The organism is Terrabacter sp. Soil810, assembly GCF_001429645.1.
Taxonomy (GTDB): Bacteria; Actinomycetota; Actinomycetes; order Actinomycetales; family Dermatophilaceae; genus Terrabacter.
The window spans coordinates 291164-310661 of sequence record NZ_LMSW01000014.1; the positions used below are offsets into that span (position 1 = coordinate 291164).

Annotated in this window: 16 protein-coding genes; 8 read left to right on the forward strand and 8 right to left on the reverse strand. The window is 69.4% G+C overall.

Annotated elements, in window-relative coordinates; genetic code table 11:
- The first annotated feature begins 491 nt into the window (after positions 1–491).
- Positions 492–743 carry a hypothetical protein gene (locus ASG96_RS19690; RefSeq protein WP_157611058.1) on the forward strand — a complete coding sequence of 84 codons (252 nt, stop codon included), beginning with the start codon at positions 492–494 and terminating at the stop codon, positions 741–743.
- Between the two features lie 75 nt (positions 744–818).
- The gene (locus tag ASG96_RS19695) at positions 819–3698 is read left to right on the forward strand and encodes an AAA family ATPase (protein WP_057589056.1); all 2880 of its coding nucleotides are present in this window, start codon (positions 819–821) and stop codon (positions 3696–3698) included.
- Between the two features lie 288 nt (positions 3699–3986).
- On the opposite strand, the gene ASG96_RS19700 is transcribed toward ASG96_RS19695, so the two are convergent.
- Positions 3987–4370 (reverse strand): MerR family transcriptional regulator, encoded by a 384-nt coding sequence (locus tag ASG96_RS19700; RefSeq protein ID WP_057589235.1) that lies wholly within the window; start codon positions 4368–4370, stop codon positions 3987–3989.
- Between the two features lie 84 nt (positions 4371–4454).
- On the opposite strand from ASG96_RS19700, the gene ASG96_RS19705 reads away from it, so the two are divergent.
- From ASG96_RS19705 to ASG96_RS19715, 4 genes are all read left to right on the forward strand, one after another.
- Positions 4455–5453: an aldo/keto reductase gene (locus tag ASG96_RS19705; RefSeq protein ID WP_056749922.1), complete on the forward strand. Its 999-nt coding sequence runs from the start codon at positions 4455–4457 to the stop codon at positions 5451–5453.
- A gap of 153 nt (positions 5454–5606) precedes the next feature.
- Positions 5607–6191: an isoprenylcysteine carboxylmethyltransferase family protein gene (locus ASG96_RS19710; RefSeq protein WP_235506324.1), complete on the forward strand. Its 585-nt coding sequence runs from the start codon at positions 5607–5609 to the stop codon at positions 6189–6191.
- Between the two features lie 239 nt (positions 6192–6430).
- Positions 6431–6592, forward strand: coding sequence for a hypothetical protein (locus ASG96_RS23415; RefSeq protein ID WP_157611060.1), 162 nt, complete (start codon positions 6431–6433; stop codon positions 6590–6592).
- A 275-nt stretch (positions 6593–6867) separates the two neighbouring features.
- Positions 6868–7329: an SRPBCC family protein gene (locus tag ASG96_RS19715; protein ID WP_056749916.1), complete on the forward strand. Its 462-nt coding sequence runs from the start codon at positions 6868–6870 to the stop codon at positions 7327–7329.
- 276 nt (positions 7330–7605) lie between these two features.
- Here the strand turns inward: ASG96_RS19715 and ASG96_RS19720 are convergent, their stop codons facing one another.
- The 3 genes from ASG96_RS19720 to ASG96_RS19730 all read right to left on the reverse strand — a co-directional run bounded on the left by ASG96_RS19720 (position 7606) and on the right by ASG96_RS19730 (position 11972).
- Positions 7606–9450 (reverse strand): SulP family inorganic anion transporter, encoded by a 1845-nt coding sequence (locus ASG96_RS19720; protein ID WP_057589057.1) that lies wholly within the window; start codon positions 9448–9450, stop codon positions 7606–7608.
- Between the two features lie 551 nt (positions 9451–10001).
- Positions 10002–10883 (reverse strand): SDR family oxidoreductase, encoded by an 882-nt coding sequence (locus tag ASG96_RS19725; RefSeq protein WP_082588590.1) that lies wholly within the window; start codon positions 10881–10883, stop codon positions 10002–10004.
- Positions 10884–11414: 531 nt separating this feature from the next.
- Positions 11415–11972, reverse strand: coding sequence for an OsmC family protein (locus ASG96_RS19730; protein ID WP_057589058.1), 558 nt, complete (start codon positions 11970–11972; stop codon positions 11415–11417).
- A gap of 121 nt (positions 11973–12093) precedes the next feature.
- Here ASG96_RS19730 and ASG96_RS19735 point away from each other — a divergent pair, with 121 nt between their 5' ends.
- Positions 12094–12747 (forward strand): TetR/AcrR family transcriptional regulator, encoded by a 654-nt coding sequence (locus tag ASG96_RS19735; protein WP_057589236.1) that lies wholly within the window; start codon positions 12094–12096, stop codon positions 12745–12747.
- Positions 12748–12913: 166 nt separating this feature from the next.
- On the opposite strand, the gene ASG96_RS19740 is transcribed toward ASG96_RS19735, so the two are convergent.
- Complete coding sequence (locus tag ASG96_RS19740) at positions 12914–13240, reverse strand: hypothetical protein (RefSeq protein WP_057589059.1); 327 nt, start codon at positions 13238–13240, stop codon at positions 12914–12916.
- Positions 13237–14085: an alpha/beta fold hydrolase gene (locus ASG96_RS19745; RefSeq protein ID WP_057589060.1), complete on the reverse strand. Its 849-nt coding sequence runs from the start codon at positions 14083–14085 to the stop codon at positions 13237–13239. The genes ASG96_RS19740 and ASG96_RS19745 overlap by 4 nt, the downstream gene beginning before the upstream one ends.
- 80 nt (positions 14086–14165) lie before the next feature.
- Between ASG96_RS19745 and ASG96_RS19750 the strand changes: the two genes are divergently transcribed.
- Positions 14166–14849: a TetR/AcrR family transcriptional regulator gene (locus ASG96_RS19750; protein WP_082591905.1), complete on the forward strand. Its 684-nt coding sequence runs from the start codon at positions 14166–14168 to the stop codon at positions 14847–14849.
- Positions 14850–14975: 126 nt separating this feature from the next.
- Here ASG96_RS19750 and ASG96_RS19755 read toward each other — a convergent pair whose 3' ends face one another.
- Both ASG96_RS19755 and ASG96_RS19760 read right to left on the reverse strand, forming a co-directional pair.
- Positions 14976–17306, reverse strand: a complete 2331-nt coding sequence (locus tag ASG96_RS19755) for a beta-galactosidase (RefSeq protein ID WP_057589061.1) — start codon at positions 17304–17306, stop codon at positions 14976–14978.
- A complete protein-coding gene (locus ASG96_RS19760; RefSeq protein ID WP_057589062.1) occupies positions 17303–19498 on the reverse strand; it encodes a glycoside hydrolase family 3 N-terminal domain-containing protein in 2196 nt (731 codons plus the stop codon). Before ASG96_RS19760 ends, ASG96_RS19755 begins: the two co-directional genes overlap by 4 nt.

Below are 19498 nucleotides of genomic sequence, written 5' to 3' on the forward strand. Positions count from 1 at the left end.
GCTGGAGGCGATCCGGTGCTTGAAGCGCAGGATCTCCGACGCCATCTAACGCCAGCTCGTCACCGACGCCGCAGCCGCCGAGATCAAGGTGGCTGAGGATGAGAACGCGGGTCCGGGAGGGCACCGCGGGGCGTCTCACGTATCCAGCGCGGCTGGCTCGAACCCGCTCACCAGCGCTTCGGATCAGCCACTTCCCGGACCCGCGCCAACGACGCTACGCCGCACGCCCACCACGCGGAAGACCCACCTCGACGCGACCGGTTGACAACAGAAGGGAGCCGAAACGACGCGCTTGGCGAGTGTCGCTCGAAGGGCATCAGGTCGCGGCGTTCCCGAATTCTGCTAGGTCATCCTTCGTCGCGGCCGCTCTGGAGACCTACGGAGGCGGCCGGTCAGCTGTAGTAGTTCTCCCGATGTGCGAGGGGCGCTCGGCGCGAATGGTGGAGGTGTTGGCGGAAAAGCCGCCACACCTGACAAGGAGCACCAGGCTCATGAACACTCGCCACCTCGCCGCCGGTCTGCTGGCGGCAACTGCCTTCGCGGCTTCCGCTGGATCCGCCAACGCCACCGGCATGTCGCAGCCGATGCCGGAACCTAGCGGAACCGCTGCGGTACAGGCTGCATCAGCCGTCCGGGACTCGCTGATGAAGGAACTGCTGGCCGAGTACGCCACCAGCCACCGGCGATCGGTGCACAACGAGATCGTCCTGGCCGGGAACGTCCCTGTTTCCGTTGCCTTCTGACACCACCAGCAGATGGGTGCTCGTACGCTGAGGGCAGTGTGGGCGGATCCGTCCGCGCCCGTTGTGGAGTCGCCGATGGCCAGGACGTTCGAGCTGGAACAACCCCTCGGCCGGGACGAGGAGATCGTCCTGGCCGATGGCCTGCTCCGCGCCACCCTTGCCGACGCGGGTTCGGCCGACCCCCACGTCCGTGCCCTGCTCGTGGGCGGCGACGCCGGCATCGGAAAGACCACGCTCGTTCATGCTCTAGGCGCCCGGGCAGCGGCGCTTGATCTTGGCTTCACGGTCGGTCACTGCCTGGACCTGGCGACAGGGCCGCCGTTCGGTCCCGTCACCGAGGCATTGAGGGCGATCGTCAAGCACAGCGGAACCCGGCTGGAGGTCGTTCCGGGGCCGGCCCGATGGCTCGCCGCCGGCGAGCCGTCGTCGTCGGAGGGCTCCCTCGAGAGCCTGCTGCTGGCCACCGAGGCGCTTGCCCGGGCCGCGCCGTTCGTCCTCGCGCTCGAGGACCTGCACTGGGCCGACACCACGGTCCGCGACTTCACCCTGGCACTGCTGCGCACCTGCCGCGCCCCGCTGCTGCTCATCGTGACGCTCCGCACCGACGAGCTGACCCGGCGGCACCCGGTGCGGCCGCTGCTGCTCGAGCTGACCCGGAGCCCGGCCACGACCCGAGCCGACCTCGAAGGCCTCGACACGGACGGCGTCGCACAGCTGGCCCAGCGGCGCACCGGTCATACCCTGCCGGCCCTGGCCGTGAGCCAGCTGCTGGAGCGCTCGGCCGGCAACCCACTCCACGTGGAGGAGCTGCTCAGCGCCGCTGACAGCGCGGTCCCCCTGCTGCTGCACGACCTGCTGCTGCGCCACGCCGACAAGCTCTCGACAGGATCGGCTCGACTCGCCAGGCTCGCTTCGGTCGGCGGCAGCACGATCGACGTCGAGGTCCTGCGTGAGGCTTCCGGCCTGCCCGACCCACAGTTCCAGACGGCGCTTCAGGAGGCGCTCGACGCCAACGTCATCGTCCGGGTCCGGGACCGCTTCACGTTCCGGCACGCCCTGCTGCGTGAGGCGATCCACGACGACGTGCTTCCCCATGAGCGTTCCAAGATGCACGCCGCCTACGCGGCCGCGCTGCGTGGTCGCGTCGAGTCGGGGACGACCGCCGAACGGTGGCAGTTCGGTGCCGCGCTCGCACTCCACGCATACGCCGGCCACGACATCCCGCTGACCTTCCGGGCCTCGGTGTGGGCAGGGCTGGCCGGCAAGCAGTATGGCGCGGCTGCCGCAGCGGACCACTTCGAGCGTGCCCTCGAACTCTGGGACCGGGTGCCCGACGCCGGGGCCGTGACCGGTCTCGTCGAGGCAGACCTACCTCGGCTCGCCGCGAAGGTGCTCGCCAACGAAGGCGTTGGGGACCGCGTGCAGGACCTGCTGCGGCGGGCGGTCGCGCTGCTCGATCCGGACGGTGACCCCCTTGCTGCCTGCCGCGTGTACACAGCAGTCGGCAGCAGCTGGGGCGAGGTCCCTGAGCTGATCAGCAGAGCGGAGGCGCTGGAGCGTGCGATCACCCTTGCAGGTGACGAGCCCAGTCGTGAGCTTGCCGAGGCACTCATCGCGAGCTCGTTCCACCACAGCAACCTGGAGGAGTACGGTCTCGCCCTGAGATTGGCGTCCAGGGCCATTTCGGTGGCCGACACCCTCGGGGCAAAAGACCTGCTCGCGGAGGCTCGGTGGGAGCTGGCCGACCCGTTGTTCAATCTCGGCCGCTGCGCCGAGGCGTTGACTGTCTACCGCGACGCGGTCAAGTCGGCGCAGGCCGCCGACGAACCGGGCATGAGCCTGGAGGCGCGTGGGGAGCTCGCGTACTTCATGGTCATCTGTGGCCTCGTCGACGACGGACTGGCGCTGGCCAGGCAGGTCCGGACGGATGCCGAGCGCGCCGGGCTGCCCCGCTTCGTGGCCTTCGGTGCTGAGCAGGAGGTGGAATGGCTCGTCTGGGACGGGCGGTTCGCCGACGCAGAAGCCCTGTTCGAGGAAGCCTGCCTCCCCGCCAAGCAGGACTACCGCGATCGATGGATGCGGGTCACCCTCCTGCTCGCGCGGGGGGAGGCACGCTCGGCTCTGGCGATCGAGGAAGAGGGCATCGCTGCCGGGACCGCCCAGCCGGGAGTTGGCCACTCTCCGCGCCTCATCGACGCCTGCGAGGAGGTGTCGGACCACCAGCGCATGCTGGCCACGGCACAGGCCCTCTTGGCGACGACCGCACCCACCGACTCGCCGCTGCGGCTGGCTCTAGCAGCCAGCTGCTCGTACCGCGCCATGGTCGCTGCCCGCGCTGCGGGCGTCCCGCCAGCTGAGGACCTGATCCGGACGGCTGCCGACGCCCTCGACGTCGCTCAGCGTCACGCGACCTCGGAATGGTCCCAAACCTGGTACGGCATGCACCTGGCCCTCGCTGAAGCGTACGAGGCGCAGCTCGCTTGTCTTCCGGCGATCGCGCAATGGCGCGGTGCGGCCGAGCTCGCGTCACGCTTCGGTCGCTACACGGCACTCCGCCCTCAGCTGGAACTGGCTCGAGAGCTGCTCGCGCACGGCGCACGCGAGGAAGGAAAGGAGATCCTCATCCGGCTCCGTCACGACGCGCACGCCATGGGAGCGCGCTGGTATGAAGAGCAGGCGACCCTTGCCGCCCGTCGGTTCCGCGTGCCGCTCCCGCAGGTTGACGCCCGAGCCGGGCCGCTGAACGTGCTTACCCGACGCGAACGCGAAGTCCTCGACCTCGTCAGCACCGGCGCCACCGACCGGGCCATCGCCACAGCCCTGTTCATCACCGAGAAGACAGCCAGCACCCACGTCGGAAGAGTGCTCGCCAAACTCGGCGTCGCCAACCGCGGTCAGGCCGCAGCGGTCGCTCGGGCGGCTGACGGCGCGACCACCGCGCGCGACGAACGATGACCATGCGCCCAGCCAAGTGCCACCCGCCGGCTGCGCTGCCAATGTCACGGCCGGCTCTGCCGCCGTCGCGTGGCCAACTGGCAGGGTGATGACGAATGGTGATTGGCGTCGAAGTGGGTCGTTGAAGCGCTCAGCCGGTACGCAGGCCTGACTCCGAGGCGGCGTAGCGCCACCCCGATCCGGCAGAAGCAGAAGGGCCGCCACCCCAGCATCGAACGCTACGAGATGAAGAGCGAGCGGGTGATCCCGGTCGTCTACCTCACCCGTCGCTGAACCGGACGTCGTAGGTCACGGGAGCCGCGAGCGGTACCACTCGAGCTTGCCCTCGACACGTTCGAGGTTCGCCTGCAGCTCCCGGATCTGGCGCAGCACCTCGGTCCGGTGCTCTTCGAGCTGCTCGATGCGGGCACCGATGGTCGCGTCGTCGTCCTCGCCCACGAGCGTGGCGAACTCCCGCATCCGCCGGATCGGCATGCCCGTCTCGCGGAGGCACGTGAGCACGCTGATCCACTCGAGGTCGCTCTCGAAGTAGCGGCGATGGCCGCTCGGGGTGCGTTCCGTACGGAGCAGGTCCTCGCGCTCGTAGTACCGGAGGGTGTCGATGCTGACCCCAGCCTCTCGCGCGGCCTCACCGACGCGGAGGCCGGCGCCGTCCTTGCGCGTCGTCGTCATCGGTCCACCGTAGAGGTGAGGGTCGACGAATGGTCCGTTCAAGGGCTTGATCTGGTGCGCGCTCAAGGATCTAGCGTCGTTGACATGACGACATCTGAGAACACCATCACGACCCGGCGAACCCTCGGCCGCAGTGGCATCGACGTGAGCGCCCTCGGGGTCGGCTGCTGGGCCATCGGCGGTCCGTGGACCATGGACGGCCAGCAGGCGGGCTGGGGCGAGGTCGACGACGACGAGTCGGTCCGCGCGCTCCACGCGGCGATGGCCGGCGGGGTCACCTTCTTCGACACCGCCGCCAACTACGGGGCCGGCCACAGCGAGGTCGTGCTCGGTCGCGCCGTTGCCGACCGGCGTTCCGACGTCGTGCTCGCCACGAAGTTCGGCTACGCCGTGGACGAGGCCGGCAAGAGCGTCAGCGGCGTCGACGTCACGCCGGACGCGGTGCGACGGTCATGTGCCGAGAGCCTTCGACGCCTGGGCACCGACTGGATCGACCTCTTCCAGCTGCACGTCGGCGACCTCGAACCCGCCCGGGCCGAGGACGTGCGCGCCGTGCTCGAGGGGCTCGTCGACGAGGGCACTATCCGCGCGTACGGATGGAGCACCGACGATGTGGATCGCGCCCGCGTCTTCGCAGCGGGTCCGCGCTGCGCGTCCGTCCAGCACCAGCTCAACGTGCTCGAGGACAACCCCGCCATGCTCGACTTCTGCGAGAGCGAGAACCTCGCCAGCATCAACCGCGGGCCCTTGGGGATGGGCGTGCTCACCGGCGCCTACGACGGCGGGGCGAGGCTCTCGGCCACCGATGTCCGCGCGACAGGTGCGGCTTGGATGAAGTACTTCATCGACGGCAGGCCGAACCCGGAGTGGCTGGCCCGGGCTGCCGCGATTCGCGAGGTCATCACGTCCGGTGGGCGCACTCCCGCCCAGGGGGCGCTCGCTTGGATCTGGGGACGGAGCCCGGCCACCGTCCCTATCCCCGGAGTCCGCACCGTGGCGCAGGCCGAGGCAAATGCCGCGGCGCTGCAGCACGGCCCGCTGACGCAGGTGCAGATGGCGGAGGTCGCGCGCCTGCTCGCCTGAGGACGCGGCGCGCTGGGGCTGCACACCCCAGCCAGAATGGTCGACAGGCGGCGGGGTGACGCCCGGTCGTCAACGCGGGCATCAGCGCATGGACGGACGTCTCGTCCTCCGCGCGGCATGCCCGGACACGCTATGACTGGCAGACTGGTTCGCGTGGCGACGGCCTGGATTCAACAGGAAGCCTGGGCTCGGCTGGTGTTCGGCATCAGCGTCGCTGCATTCGCTGTAGGCGAGTTCTCTCAGGTGGTGAAATGGCGTCGCGGTGCCTCGCGCACGGACGTCCGAGGTGAAGTGGTGTTCCGGGTGATCTTCTTCGCGGGCATCCTCATGCTGCCGCTCGCCCAGGCCCTGGTGCCCGAAGCTGTACTCGATGGTGCCGGGGTGTTCGTACTGGGAACAGTGATCGGTTGGCTCGGCCTACTGCTGCGGTGGTGGTCGTTCGCCACCTTGGGCACGTACTTCACGACCGTGGTGAAGACTTCTTCCGATCAGGTGGTCGTCGAACGCGGCCCCTATCGGATACTGCGGCACCCCAGCTACACCGGCCTACTCGCGGCGTTCGTCGGATGTGGCCTGATGCTCGGCAACTGGGTGGGCACCGCTGCTTGCTTCCTTCTGATCCTGGTTGGGCTCATCTACCGACTTCTGCGCGAGGAGCACGCGATGATCGACAGTCTTGGAGACGCGTATCTGGACTTCGCGAAGGACCGTGCGCGGCTGGTCCCCTTCGTCTGGTGACGAGCAGATCTGGGTGGCAAGCGACGTCAGAATGTTCCAATGGAGCCGACCGCTAACGGGCATGCGGGGGAGACGCCCTTCGGCGGCGGAATGACACGCCTTCGCGACGAGTGCCCGAACGAGCGACTCTCGCTACCTGGGCGGTCGACGGGTTCGGACCGACGGCCGCCTCCGGGGCACACGCGATCGACCTCCAGGCTCAGTGTGGGGACTGGCCCACGCAGACGTAACGTGTCGGGGTGATGTTCGGCCGAGACCTTCGCGACGCGGTGGCGCGGCGCGAGTTCACCCTCTCGATCCGGCTGTGGAGCCGCCCGCAGGTCAAGGTCGGTGGCCGCTACCTGAGCGCCGGCCTCGTCATCGAGATCGACCTCCTTCGAGGTTCTGCTTCTGCGCCGTGACCGATGACGATGTACGCGCCTCGGGCGAGGCCATCTGGAGGCGCTCCGGACCGGGCCGCTCACTCGGGGCCGGTCCACGACGGCACTATGGTCATCCGCGTTGAGGTCCGTGTGGTGTAACCCCAGCGGCCTGGTCGGGGTTCCCACACGCTGCCAGCGGTTGTGGTGGCGGGTCGGCAGTCGTGCCCGGCGATGTCGGAGGCCAACCGCTGGCAGTGAAACGGGCCGCGGTCAGGTGGCACCCTTCGAGGGGCATCGAGTGTTTGGATGGACCCATGGCCAGCCAAGGCGAAGTTGGGCGTGTCGTGAGCGCCAGCCGCGATATTGCTGCGGGAACCGCCCGGATCTTCGAGCTCATCGCAGATCCGACCCAACAGCCGCGCTGGGATGGCAACGACAACCTGTCTCGGGCACCCGCCGGTCAAAGAGTCCACGCCGTCGGTGATGTCTTCACCATGACAACCACCAAGGGCAACATCCGAGAGAACCACGTGGTCGAGTTCGTCGAGGGCCGACGAATCGCCTGGGTCCCCGCTGAGCCGGGTCAGGAGCCGCCGGGACACCTGTGGCGATGGGAGTTGCAGCCAATCACGTCATCGCGTACGCGCGTCACCCACACCTACGACTGGACACGGTTGTCCGACGATGACCGGCGGATCCCGCGCGCTCAGGCGACCACAACCGAGAGGCTGATGGCGTCGCTCGATCGACTCGCTGAGCTCGCTCAGAGTGAATGACCCGACGCTGCGGCCCACCCTCATCTTCGGGCCCAACGCATGCCCTTCACGCCCTACGTGCGCGACAGCGGATCGTACGGCGCGCAGTCTGCTGCTACCGGCTCTCGGCATTATGTGCGGAAAGTCGGTGCGGCCGACAGGCGGCGATATGACGCATGAGTCATGACTTCAGCCGGCGGGTACTGGGAGGGGCACCACGCAGATCGAACGTCACCATCGCCCGAGGCTCTCAACCAGGCCAGGCTGGTTGAGGATCTCCCTCGGGCACGGCGTTCACTATGACCCCTGCTCGTTCGGCGGGGCTGGACCCGGGTCGCGGGCGACGATGTGTTCCTCGCCGTCTGCGTCGAGGGGTTCGTCGGCCAGCGCTCCGCCGGCGGGTGGCACCCCGTCGTGGGCAGGGAGGTCGAGCAGGCCGTGCACTCGACGTGCCTCACGCACGCCCTGAGAGATGCTGTGCCACAGGTGGTCTTCGCCGAGATCGGGGATCAGTCCGGAGCGGCGCAGCGCCTTGCGGACCGGCCACATGACCCGGACGAGGAAGAGGTCGACATCCCGTCGTACCAGGGCAGCCCGGAGGTCCGCGAGGGCGTCCGCGCTGGTCGTGTCCATCTGGTTGGTCGCCTCCAGGTCGAGGACCAGAGCGCGCGTAGCCGGTGTGGAGTCAATCAGGGCGAGGATGCTGTCGTTGGCCGGCGCCGCCGTGACCCAGAAGAGCGGCACGTCGAGGCGAAGCACGATCACCCCGGGGTACGTCGAGCGCTCAGCATGGTTGCGGGTGCTCCCCCATGCTGCCTTCTCATCGGGCACTTTGCCCATCACTTCGACGTCGACCCTGGTGGAGCGGAAGACCAGGCCGATCACCGATCCGGCCACGGCGAGTAAGAGGCCATTCAGGGGGCCGAACGCCAGCACGCCCGCCGCAGCGATGACGGCGGCGACGATGTCGTTGCGGCGCACCACTCTGTAGCGGGCCATGGCCTCGAAGTCCATGAGCTTCCACACCGCGTTTACCACGATCGCGCTCAACACCGCCCGTGGGAGCACCGACAGCGCGGGGGCGATGGCGACGATGACAACCACGGCCAGCCCCGCCGCAGCCAGCCCGGTCAGCTGCGTCCGCCCGCGGGCGTCACTGACCGCAGCCGTCTTGGACAGGCTCCCGGCCACGCCGAGCCCACCGAACAGGCCGGACGCGACGTTGGCCGCGCCGGAGGCGAGCAACTCCTGGTCGGCGTCGATCCGGTAGCCCCCCCGGGCCGCGAAGAGGCGTGCCGCGCTCAGGCCCTCTGCCAGGCCCACGAGGGCTAGTGCCGCTCCGGCGGTGAGTAGGCCGGCCAAATCGGCGGGGTCGACGGCAGGTATGCCGGGCCTCGGCAGCCCACGCGGGACCGGGCCGACAACCTCAACCCCGCGTGCCTGAAGATCCAGCGCCGCCGACGCCGCAAGGCTGCCGAGCAGGACCAACAGACCCCAAGGGAACTTCGGAAACAGACGGTGCCCGCCAAAGAGGACCACGAGCGAGACCGCCGACACGGCCACAGTCGTGAGGTCGGCCTCGCCGCGAGTGACGCTCGAACCCAGGGCACTTACCCGTTCGATCACCTTCCCTGTCGGCGTCGGCACCCCGACCAGGTGGGGCACTTCGTTGAGGATGACAAGCAGGGTCAGTCCGAGGACGAAGCCTGTGACGATTGGCTTGGACAGGAACTCTGCCATCCACCCAACCCGGACGAAGCCCGCAGCGACGAGCACCAGCCCTGAGCCGAGCGCCAGTGCGGCCGTGTATGACGCTGCTTGCGCCGTACCTGCGACCCCGAAGCTGGCCAGAAGGGACCCGGACAGCACGGACACCGTCGACACCGGGCCCACGACGAGCTGTCGGGACGAGCCGAACACGGCATATGCCACGAGCGCCACCGGGAGCGCGTAGAGGCCGACCTCAACGGGAGCACCTGCGATCGACGCGTAACCGAGAGCCTGCGGAATCGCGAGCGCCGCCACCACCGCGCCGGCGATGAGGTCTCCGCGCAGCCACGCAGCCTGGTAGCGCGGCAGCCAGCGGACCATGGGAACCCGGCGCCAGCGGCCCTCCGAGAGTGCCATCGTGTCATCGCTCACCCGTGCTACCTCGTTCTGCCAGGTGTGCTGCAAACGCTACCGGAGCGGATCCATGGCACCCGAGCAAATGGGCTACCCGGCGGATAGACGCGGCCGCCGAGGCCTACAAGTCTCGCTCGTACGCAAGCATGAGGGACCCGCCCTCGCCTTCGGTCCGGCGGAACCCGGCTGCTTCGTAGAGGAGTTGTGCCAGACGGTCGTCCTCACTGGTGACCACCAGGGCGTAGCCGACGTCGTCGTGACCATGCCGCCACAGCTCGTGGATCACCGGCCAGATTCGCAGACGCGCGGCGCGGCCCGGCCGATCGCGCAACCCTGTCTGTCACTGAGTTGCGCCCGGGGGACCGCAGGCCATCCGTCTGAAAGGGGGGCTGCTGCTCAAATCGTTGATCAGGCACCCTTCGCCGCTGCGCCTGACCCCGGTGCGGATTCGCATCATGCCAAGCGGCGTCACGCGGGCGAATAGACGCACCTCCCCGACTCACGGATCGCGGCAGATGAGTGTAGGAGACTCGATCTGCAGGACTGGATGCCAGCCGTGGGATGCAGGATCAGACGGTGTCCCAGTTGTGCTCGCTGATCCAGCGCACAAGCGATAGGGGCTCGACGCCAAACTGCGCGCGCGTCGCCGTCATGTCGACGGCCCCCGTACCGCGCCGGATCATGGACCTGACTTGCGCCGCGACCTCGAAGGCGACAGTTTCGCCAAAGATGGGCGCCAGCGCTCGCTCGTAGTCGTCGGGGTCGATGGGCAGGTAGCTCAGTGAACGCCCCATCACCTCACCGAACCGCGCGGCGATGTCGTCGCCGGTGAGCGCCTCGGGTCCCCCTACGTCGAACTCCTGCCCTGCCAGGTCGCCACGCTCGAGCGCGGCCACTGCGTACGCGGCCGTTTCTTCCGCCGAGACCCACGACATCGGGAACTGGGCGGGCAGCGGGAATGCCACGACACCTGACTCGACGATGCCCGGCCTGATCCATGGGCCCAGGAAGATCTCGTAGTAGAAGGTCGGGCGAATCACGACGCTCGGGATTCCGCTGGCGCGCAGGTAGTCGACGACCTCCTGCCGAGCCTGGTAGGCGTGCACATCCTCACCGGATATGACGTGGGCGCTGGTGTTGAACACCACGAGGTCCACCCCGGCCGCTTTGGCGGCGTCGACGGCGTTGCGGCCATAGGCCTCGTGCAGCTCGAAGTCGTACTGCAAGGGCAGTTGGAGGACTACGCGCTCGATGCCCTCATTCGCCGCCGCGAGACTTTCCCGGTCACCGAGGTCGGCCACCGCGACCTCGGCGCCGCGAGCGGCCCAGTGGGCGGCGTGGTCTGCGTCGCGTGTCACCACCCGCGTGTTCTTGCCCTGTTTGAGCAGCTGGTCCTCGACCGGAGTTCCTTGGGTGCCCGTTGCACCGTAAACGAGCACAGTTCCAGCCATTGTCGTTCCTCCAGTACTGACGACGGCGCACCGGACAGTGCGGCCCCGAGGATCCTCATGATCGTCCTCGCGGGTTCTGGTCGTCTACTGCTTCCAAGCCCCACCTTGAGGTGACAGCGCAGTGATCCACAAGATCCGGAGCCCGTTTAGGTGCCGACCTTTAGAGGAGAGCAGGCGTCCGACATCACGAAGATCCATTCGGAACCAACAATCATCGGCCGTATCGGCAGGATCCATCGGGGCTTGGCCCGGGACTTGACCCCTGGCCGGAGCAGTTACCGCTGCGGCACTGCTCATCATCTGACCACCCGGAGAGGTGAAGGCAAAGCGAAGCCCCATCACGTGGGGGCTTCGCGCAGGCTGGGAGTTGCGTGGGCGCCCCGAGGCGTCTGGTGCCCGCGACTGCGCGCCGAAGTTGATGCCCAGCCCCGCTCGTGCGGCTTGCTCTGGGGGCGGAGGTCAGGCGGCTACATGGTGCGAGCCGGGCCTGATGTCCGCGCCGGGTCCGGCGCGGACATCAGGTGGATCACCTCAGGCGCGTGCGACGTCGATGGACACGGCGACCGGGTTGGTGATCGTGTCCCGGACGGGCGAGAAGCGGGTGAGGGCGGCCAGCTCGGCGACCTGCTCGTCGTCGAACTCGCCGGCGACCTTGATGCTCACCTGGATCTGCTGGTAGCCGGGGCGGACGTTGCCGTCGAGGCCGAGGAAGCCCTGCACGTCCAGGTCCCCTTCGACCGTGCACTCCAAGCCCTGCAGCGCCATGCCGCGGGCGGCGGTGTGGTAAACGACGGTGCCTGCCAGGCAGGCTGCGAGGGCCTGCAGGGCGAACTCGCCGGCGTTGGGGGCCCGGTTCTCACCGAGCAGGACCGGCGGTTCGTCGCTGTCGACGAGGAACGGCTGGGCGCGGGTGGTGTCCTCCTGGCCCGCGCCGTAGAAGCCCTGGATCGTGGTGCGGCTGTGGCCGCCGTCGACCCAGTGGTTCCGTGCGCGGAACTGGAACCGTCCCAGACCGGGGTCGGCCGTGACGGCTTCGATGGTGGCGTTCAGGCGCTCGAGGTCGACGCCGTTGACGGTGCTGATGCTCATAGTGGTTTCCTCTCGGGTGTTGAGTGGTTCGACCGCGCCCGACCTTCCACCGATAGTTGGCACGATCGGTCGTACTACTTGGTGGCGTGACAGTACGACCGATCGTGCTATGTTGTCAATCATGACGAGCGATACCACGAGCCAGGTGAGCCCCCGGCTGCGTCAGCGGCGTGCAGACGGGGAGCGCACTCGCCGGGCCATCCTGAGCAGGGCCGCGTCGCTGGCCACCGTCGACGGACTGGAGGGACTCTCCATCGGAAACCTGGCGGCCGCGACCGGGATCAGCAAGAGCGGTCTCTACGCGCACTTCGGGTCCAAGGAGGAGCTGCAGCTGGCCACCGTGGAGGAAGCGGAGCGCATCCTTAAGGAGGAAGTGGTGCAGCCGGCGCTCGCCGCCGCACCCGGCCTTGGTCAGTTGGCGGCGGCGTGCGAGGCGTTCTTCAGCTACGTGGAACGTCGCGTCTTCCCCGGCGGCTGCTTCTTCGCAGCCACCTCGCTGGAGATGGGAGCGCGCCCCGGGCCGGTCAGGGATCGCCTCGCCACTGTCCAGTCCGACTTCACGGCCCTGCTGCGCTCCTTTGCGGGGACCGCGATCAAGCAGCATGAGCTTGCCGCCCATGAGGACCCCGACCGGCTCGCCTTCGAGCTCCACGCCATCCTTCTGGGCGCCGACACCAAGTTCGTCCTGCATGACGACCCGGCCGTTATGTCCCTCGCCCGCGAAGTCATCAGCCACCGGCTGGGACTGGACACCATCGCCGACGCCCCCACGTGAGCTCGCCCAGGGCGGTCGCTGCAGACGGAAGTCCAGCGCCGGGGAGCACGTTGACGAACATGAGCGCGCCACGGGCACCGAGTACGCGCCCGGTCACCGTGATGAGGCTGCGTATGGCAGGTTCCTCCAACAAGCCCTTGCCCACGGTATCGACGTACGTCCCTTGCTAGCCGAGCGAGACGCGCCCAAACCTGAGCTTCACCCGGCTTAGTAGTGACGACGCTGCCCCGGGCGAGCCCGGCCCGACGGACGAGTAGTTGCCCACCAACTGCAGCACCGCACAGCCCATCAGCAGACACTCGACGCCTCGCATCTGGGTGAGCAGCCCGCGAGCCAAGAGCACCGACACCACCGTCGGGCCGACCGTTTCCAGTCCGAGTAATCTGGACGGTCCGAACTCGGCGACGTTGTGGACGACCAGGCCGAGCCATGACAGCGCGACGGGTGGGACGACGGTCGTGGCCGGAGTGGCCCAGTCAGGCGATGCCGTCACTGCACCGTCGGCCGCCGTTCTGAGACAGTCGCTGCGTCCTCGGCTGCCCAGAAGTCGGCGACGAGTTGCGCCGTGGTGGCCGGTGCCTCCAGCGGCACGAGGTAGGCGGCGTCCGGGACGATCGCCACGCCACCGGACGGGAGTAGTCGAGTTGCTTCTTGTGCCTGCGCGGGCGTGAAACCGTGGTGGTCGGCGCCCGTGATGATCAGAGTGGGCTGGGCGACGTGCCGGAGCGGGTCGCTCAGGTCGGTCCTGTGCAGCGAGACCGAGGTGATCGCGTTGCGCAACATTCGCCGATCCGCACGGCGCAGGCAGTCATGGACGAGGTCCACGGCCTCCGCGTCGCCGGCCCGGGTCCGGGGCGACAGCAGCACCTTGCTGGTGCCGTTGACCACCGCCGGCGAGGGCCCCGACGCCCGGTACAGGCCGAGAAGCAGATAAGTGCGCGCCCGCTCTAGCGGGCTCAGGGCTGCGATCGGGCTGCCCAGCATGACCAGGGTCCGGACGCGGCTGGGATGCCGCGTCGCTGCAAGAACGCCGACGTGACCGCCCCAGGCGTTGCCCACCCAGTCCACCGGCCTCTGGACCCCAAGTTCGTCGAGGATCGTGATGGCGGCATCGGCGCACTCCTCGCTGCTATAGCGGCGACCGGGATCTGTGCTGTTCCCGTGCCCCGGCCCGGTGACGATCAGCAGCTGCCGTCCGCCCTGAATCAGCGGCACGAGCCGTTTCCATGATCGGTCGTCCACGAACAGGCTGTGCCACAGCACCACCGGCTGACCCTGACCCAGGACCTGGACCTTCAGGTGCCCGACAGCCGTTTCCACGATGTGTTGCTCTTGCATGACGCCTCCGTTGACAGTGTCAACCTCTAGTGTCGATACCATTGGTTGACAGTGTCAACCCCCCAGATGTGGAGGCAGGGATGGACAGCGCACCGGAGTTGGTGGGCACCGGCGACGCGCTGGACCGTCGCCTGGTTCAAGCAGCCGTCAAGGCGCTAGAGGACACGCCCGCTGACGCGCTGAGCTTGCGACAAGTCGCCCAGTCCCTCGCCGTGAGTCACCAGGCTCCCTACGTACACTTCGGCTCCAAGCGCCGGTTCCTGGCGGCGGTGGCAGGCGCCGGGCTGCAGAGTGCCGCCGACGACGCCGCGGCAGCCGTCGCCGCCAGCCCCGATTCGTTGAGCCGGTTGCATGCCCTGACGGGCGCCTACCTGTCCTTCATTCGCGACCGGCCCCATCTGCACGACCTGGCCTACGGGCCCGCCATCGCCAAACGAGACCACCCGGCGCTGCAGCGCGCAGCAGCCGAATACTGGTCCTTGCTCCACGACACCGTCGCAGCGTGTCAACCCCCCGGCATTGCCGAGGAAGAGGTGCTCCGCCGTTCCGCCGCCACCTGGGGGACCGTCTACGGCATCACCCGACTGGTCACCTTTCACCAGATACCCCAGTCGGTGCCCGCGGATGCGGACACGCTCGTCCACGCCGCAATCGACGCGCTCTTCACCGGATGGCAAACCCAGCGGATCACTCGCGAACCCTCCGACCACAACACGCCGAGAACGTCGCCATCCCCCCACAACGATGAGGCGGTTAGCCCATAGTGGGCGCTGAGCCTCTAGCCCTATCTGGGGGGTATGGGCTACGTGCAGGGAGTCCATCGCTCAGCAGCGAAACGGCCGGGGTGCGACGTGTTGTCGTGACCCCGGCCGTTTCTCGTGCCTCTGACTTCAGGGCCGCAGAGCGTGCTCCCCCGGGGCCAGCTCCACGGGCAGGCCGTCGACGATGACCGTCGTGCCGCCGTCCTCGTCGAGGCCGGGGCGGAAGTGCACCGTGCCGTCCGCGTCCACGCCGGCGATCTCCGCGGACGCCCAGTCCAGACGACGCCCCGCGACGTCGAGGCCGAGGGGCAGGATGTGCCCCGACCGCGGCGGCACCTGCAGGGTGGTGCCGACCGCGATCGGGGTGCCGTCGAGGGCGACCGTCACCGTGGCCGGTGCTCCCGAGGTGTTGATGACGTGCAGGGCCCGCTGGCCGTCGTCGGTGCTCGTCGTCGTGGCGAAGACGCCCGGCCACTGGGTCTCGAGGCGCAGCCCAGGGGTCACCCCGAGGCTCGAGAGGGCCCGGTCGAAGAGCACCGGGTCCGAGGGGACCTGGGCCGCGAGGACGATCGCCCGCCCCTCGCCGAGCGGCACGTCGACGCCGCACACGGCGCCGTAGACGTCCGTCAGGACGACATCGCCACGCTCGTGCGACAGAGCCTGCACCCAACCAGCCCGCATCTCGGGCCACGGCTGCGCCCACCCGTGGGCGACGAGCGACGGGTAGTAGTGGCCGGTGTCGCGCACCACCTCACCGCCTCTGATCCCGAGGGCGTCCGCCAGCAGCGTGCACGGCGAGCCGTCCAGGTCGCGCTCCGGGACGCGGCCGAGGAGCACGACGTTGCCGCCGGCGCTGACGTGACCGACGAGCCGCTCCTGGACGACTCTCGACAGGTAACGCCCGGTGCCGACGAGCACGGTGCTGCCAGGCTTCGGGTCGCGCCGCTCGAGATGCGTTGCCCCGTAACGGAACCCGCCGAGCAGGAGTGAGCGTGCCAGCGCCTTGCGCTCGCCGGCGCCGCGGTGCGACGTCAGGTCGTCGACGACCTCGGTCATGAGCTCGGAGCCCGGGTGGTGGTACTCCGTCATGTACGCATCGAGCACCAGTCCCAGCGAGAGGTCGTCGTGGTCCTCGTCCATGCGGGCGAGCCACGGCTCGTTGGCCTTGACCGCCAGCACTCCCTGCCGCGTCGCCTCGTAGGCGTACCCGCGCTGCCCCTCGGGCCCGACGGGCGCGGCCGTGCCGTGGCGCTCGCCGGTGAAGCTGATCCGGTCGTTGCCGTCGTCGACGCGCTCGTCGAGTGGCGGGTTGATGCCGCCGGCGAAGAGGTAGTAGTTGACGAGCCGGTTGCCCTGGGCGAGGCAGAGACGCGTCTTGAGGTCGGCCGTCGAGGGGTCGTACTGCATCTCGGCCCCGGCGCCGTAGTCACCCGACCCGGCCTCGAACTCGAGCGAGGTGAGCGGCTGGTCGCCGTCGTGCACCGCGGCCATGTAGGCGTTGATGACGTAGAGGTCGGTCATGGTGTCGAGCGTGGCCTCGCCGAGGTAGTGGTCGGACCCCGAGACCATCCCCGGGATGCCGGCATACGTGTCGACGAGCTGGCTGATGCCGATGGGGAACGGCGCGCCGTTGCCACCCTCGGTGCCGTGGATGTTGACGAAGAACGGCACGCCCGCGACGCCGCGCTCCTCGCACATCCGGCGCAGCGCCGCGACGTAGTCGGCGAAGCGGCGGCGCATGAAGAGGCCGAGGTCGAGCCGGAGCGCTCCGGCCCACTCCTCCTTGGGGGAGCGGACGACCTGCGCCCAGCCCACCTCACCCGGCGCGACGGCATACGGCTGGTCGGCGCCGTGACGCTCGCGGACGAAGTCGCCGAACGCCTCGACGAGCCCGTCGGTGAGGTCGGGCGAGTTCGTCACCCAGGCGAGCATGCCGACCTCGTTGTCGAGCTGGACGCCGATGATCGGGCCCCCGTTGGGCTGCAGCCGCGGCACGAGCACCGGCATGATCGCGTCGAACCACCGCGCGCTCTCCGACAGGAACGCCGGCGCCAGGTAGTCGACCGTGCTCGAGCTGACCTGCTCGCCGTCCCAGCCGACCGGGATGACCTCGGGGTGGTCGCGGTAGACGCTGAACGGGATGCCCTCGTTCTTCAGCTCGGCCATGATGAACGGTCCGGGCCGGGCGATGAAGCGCAGGCCCTTCGCGGCGGCGAGGTCGATGAACGCCCCGATGTCGCGCTCGGGCCGGGTCTCGCCGGTGACGTCGATGCTGCCGTCGGGCAGCTCGTGGAAGATCCACGGGATGTAGGAGGCGACGGTGTCGCAGCCGGCCTCGACGAGCAGGTCGAGGCGCTGGCCCCACTCCGCGCGCGCGACGCGGAAGTAGTGCACCTCGCCCGACATGACGATGCGGGGCTCGCCGTCGATGCGGATCTGGCGGTGGACGGTCTCGATCATGAGGAGGCCTTCGGGGAGGTGATGGTGACGGACACGGGCTGGAGGCGGGCCACGTCGGGCCCGGTGAGCAGGACGATCTCGCCCTCGTCGACGCGCGTCGTGAGGTCAGGGCCTGCGTATGCCGTCTGCTCGGCCTGCACGTCGAAGGTGACCTCGCGTGCTTGGCCGGGCTCGAGGTCGACGAGCGCCCAGTCGGTGAGCTCGACGAGGGGGCGGGTCACCTGGGCGACGGGGTCGCGGAAGTAGAGCTGGACCACCTCGCGGCAGGGGCGCCCACCGGTGTTGGTGACGGTGACGGTGAGCGTCGTGGACCCGTCGGTCGTCATCGTCGGCGACGACAGGCCCGGCGCCCCGTAGTCGACGGTCGTGTAGGACAGGCCGAAGCCGAAGGGCAGCCGCGGGTAGGTGAGGGCGTCGATGTAGCGGCCCTCCTCGTGGTCGACCTCGGCCCGGATGAGCCGGCCCGTCGGCCGCTGGTGCGTGCTCGTCGGGATGTGGCCCGTCGAGAGCGGGAAGGTCATCGGGAGCCGGCCGTGCGGCTCGGCGTCGCCGAGCAGGACGTCGGCCAGGGCGGTGCCGGCCTCGACACCGGGGTGCCACACGACGAGCACCGCGTCGGCGAGGTCGAGCAGCTCGGTGAGGTCGAGCGGGCGGCCCGTGTAGACGACGGCGACGAGCGGCTTGCCGAACGCCGCCACCGCGCGCACCAGCTCGAGCTGGCCCGGAGGCAGGCCGATGTCGACGACGGACTGCGCCTCGCCGGAGCGGGACCGGTGCTCGCCGAGGAGCAGCACCGACGTGTCTGCCGCGCGCGCCTGCATCAGGGTCACGTCGGGGAAGCGGCCGTCGGCGACCGTGACGCGGTCGCCCAGGCGCTCGCGCAGGGCCGCCCCGGGGGTCACCACCTCCTCGCCGCGGCCGTCGAGGACCCACGTGCCGAGCAGTGCATCGCCGTCGTCGACAAAGGGCCCTGACAGCAGGACGCGTCCGGCGGCGTCGCCGAGCGGCAGGACGCCGTCGTTCTTGACGAGCACGTGCGCCGCCCGGGCCGCACGGAGGGCGACGGCCCGGCTCCCGGAGGTCGGCGCGTTCGAGGCACCCGGCCGGGCGGCATACGGACGCTCGAAGAGCCCGAGGCGGAACTTGAGCCGCAGCACGCGACGGACGGCATCATCGACGAGCGCGAGGTCGACCTCTCCCGACTCGACGAGCCCCTCGAGGTGCTCGAGGTAGGCGCCGCTGACCATGTCGAGGTCGACGCCCGCCCGGATGGCGAGGGCAGCGGCCTCCCGCTTGTCGGCGGCGACGCCCTGGAAGACGATCTGGCCGATGCCGTTCCAGTCGGCGACGACGACACCGTCGAAGCCCCACTCGCCCTTGAGGACCTCGCGGACGAGGTGCTCGTGGGCGTGCATCGGTATGCCGTCTACGTCGTTGAAGGCCGCCATGACGGTGAGGACGCCGGCGTCCACGGCCGAGCGGAACGGGCGCAGGTGCAGGTTGCGCAGGGTGTTCTCGCCGACGCTGACCGTGTCGTAGTCGCGGCCACCGGCGGCGAGGCCGTAGCCGACGAAGTGCTTGGCGCACGCCGCCAGCCGGTCGGGGTCGCTCGGGTCGTCGCCCTGGAAGCCGCGGACGAGCGAAGCGGCCAGGCGGCCCGAGAGCACCGGCGTCTCGCCGAGCGACTCGGCGACCCGGCCCCAGCGCGGCTCCTCGGAGATGTCGACCATCGGCGTGAAGGTCCACGCCACCCCGTCGACGACGGCCTCGCGCGCCGCGACCTCGCCGATCTCCTCGGCGACGTCGGGGTCGAAGGAGGCGGCGATGCCGAGCGGGATCGGCGCGACGGTGCGGTGGCCGTGGATGACGTCGCGGCCGAAGAGCAGCGGGATGCCGAGGCGGCTGCCCTCGACGGCGTGGCGCTGGGCGGCGTCGATGTTGCCGACGAGCACGCCCTCGTCGCGCTCGTTGCCGCCGGTCGGGCCGGACGCGTAGAGGCTCGAGCTGATCCGGCCGGCCGCGATCTCGCCGGCATCGGCCTCGGGGTCGATGTTGGCGACCTGGTGGGTCTGGCCGACCTTCTCGGCCAGGGTCATCTCGGTCATGAGGAGGTCGATGCGCTCCTCGACGGGCAGCGTGGCATCGAGCCACGGCCGCTGCTGGGTGGGCGGCGTGGCGGTGACGTCAGTCAT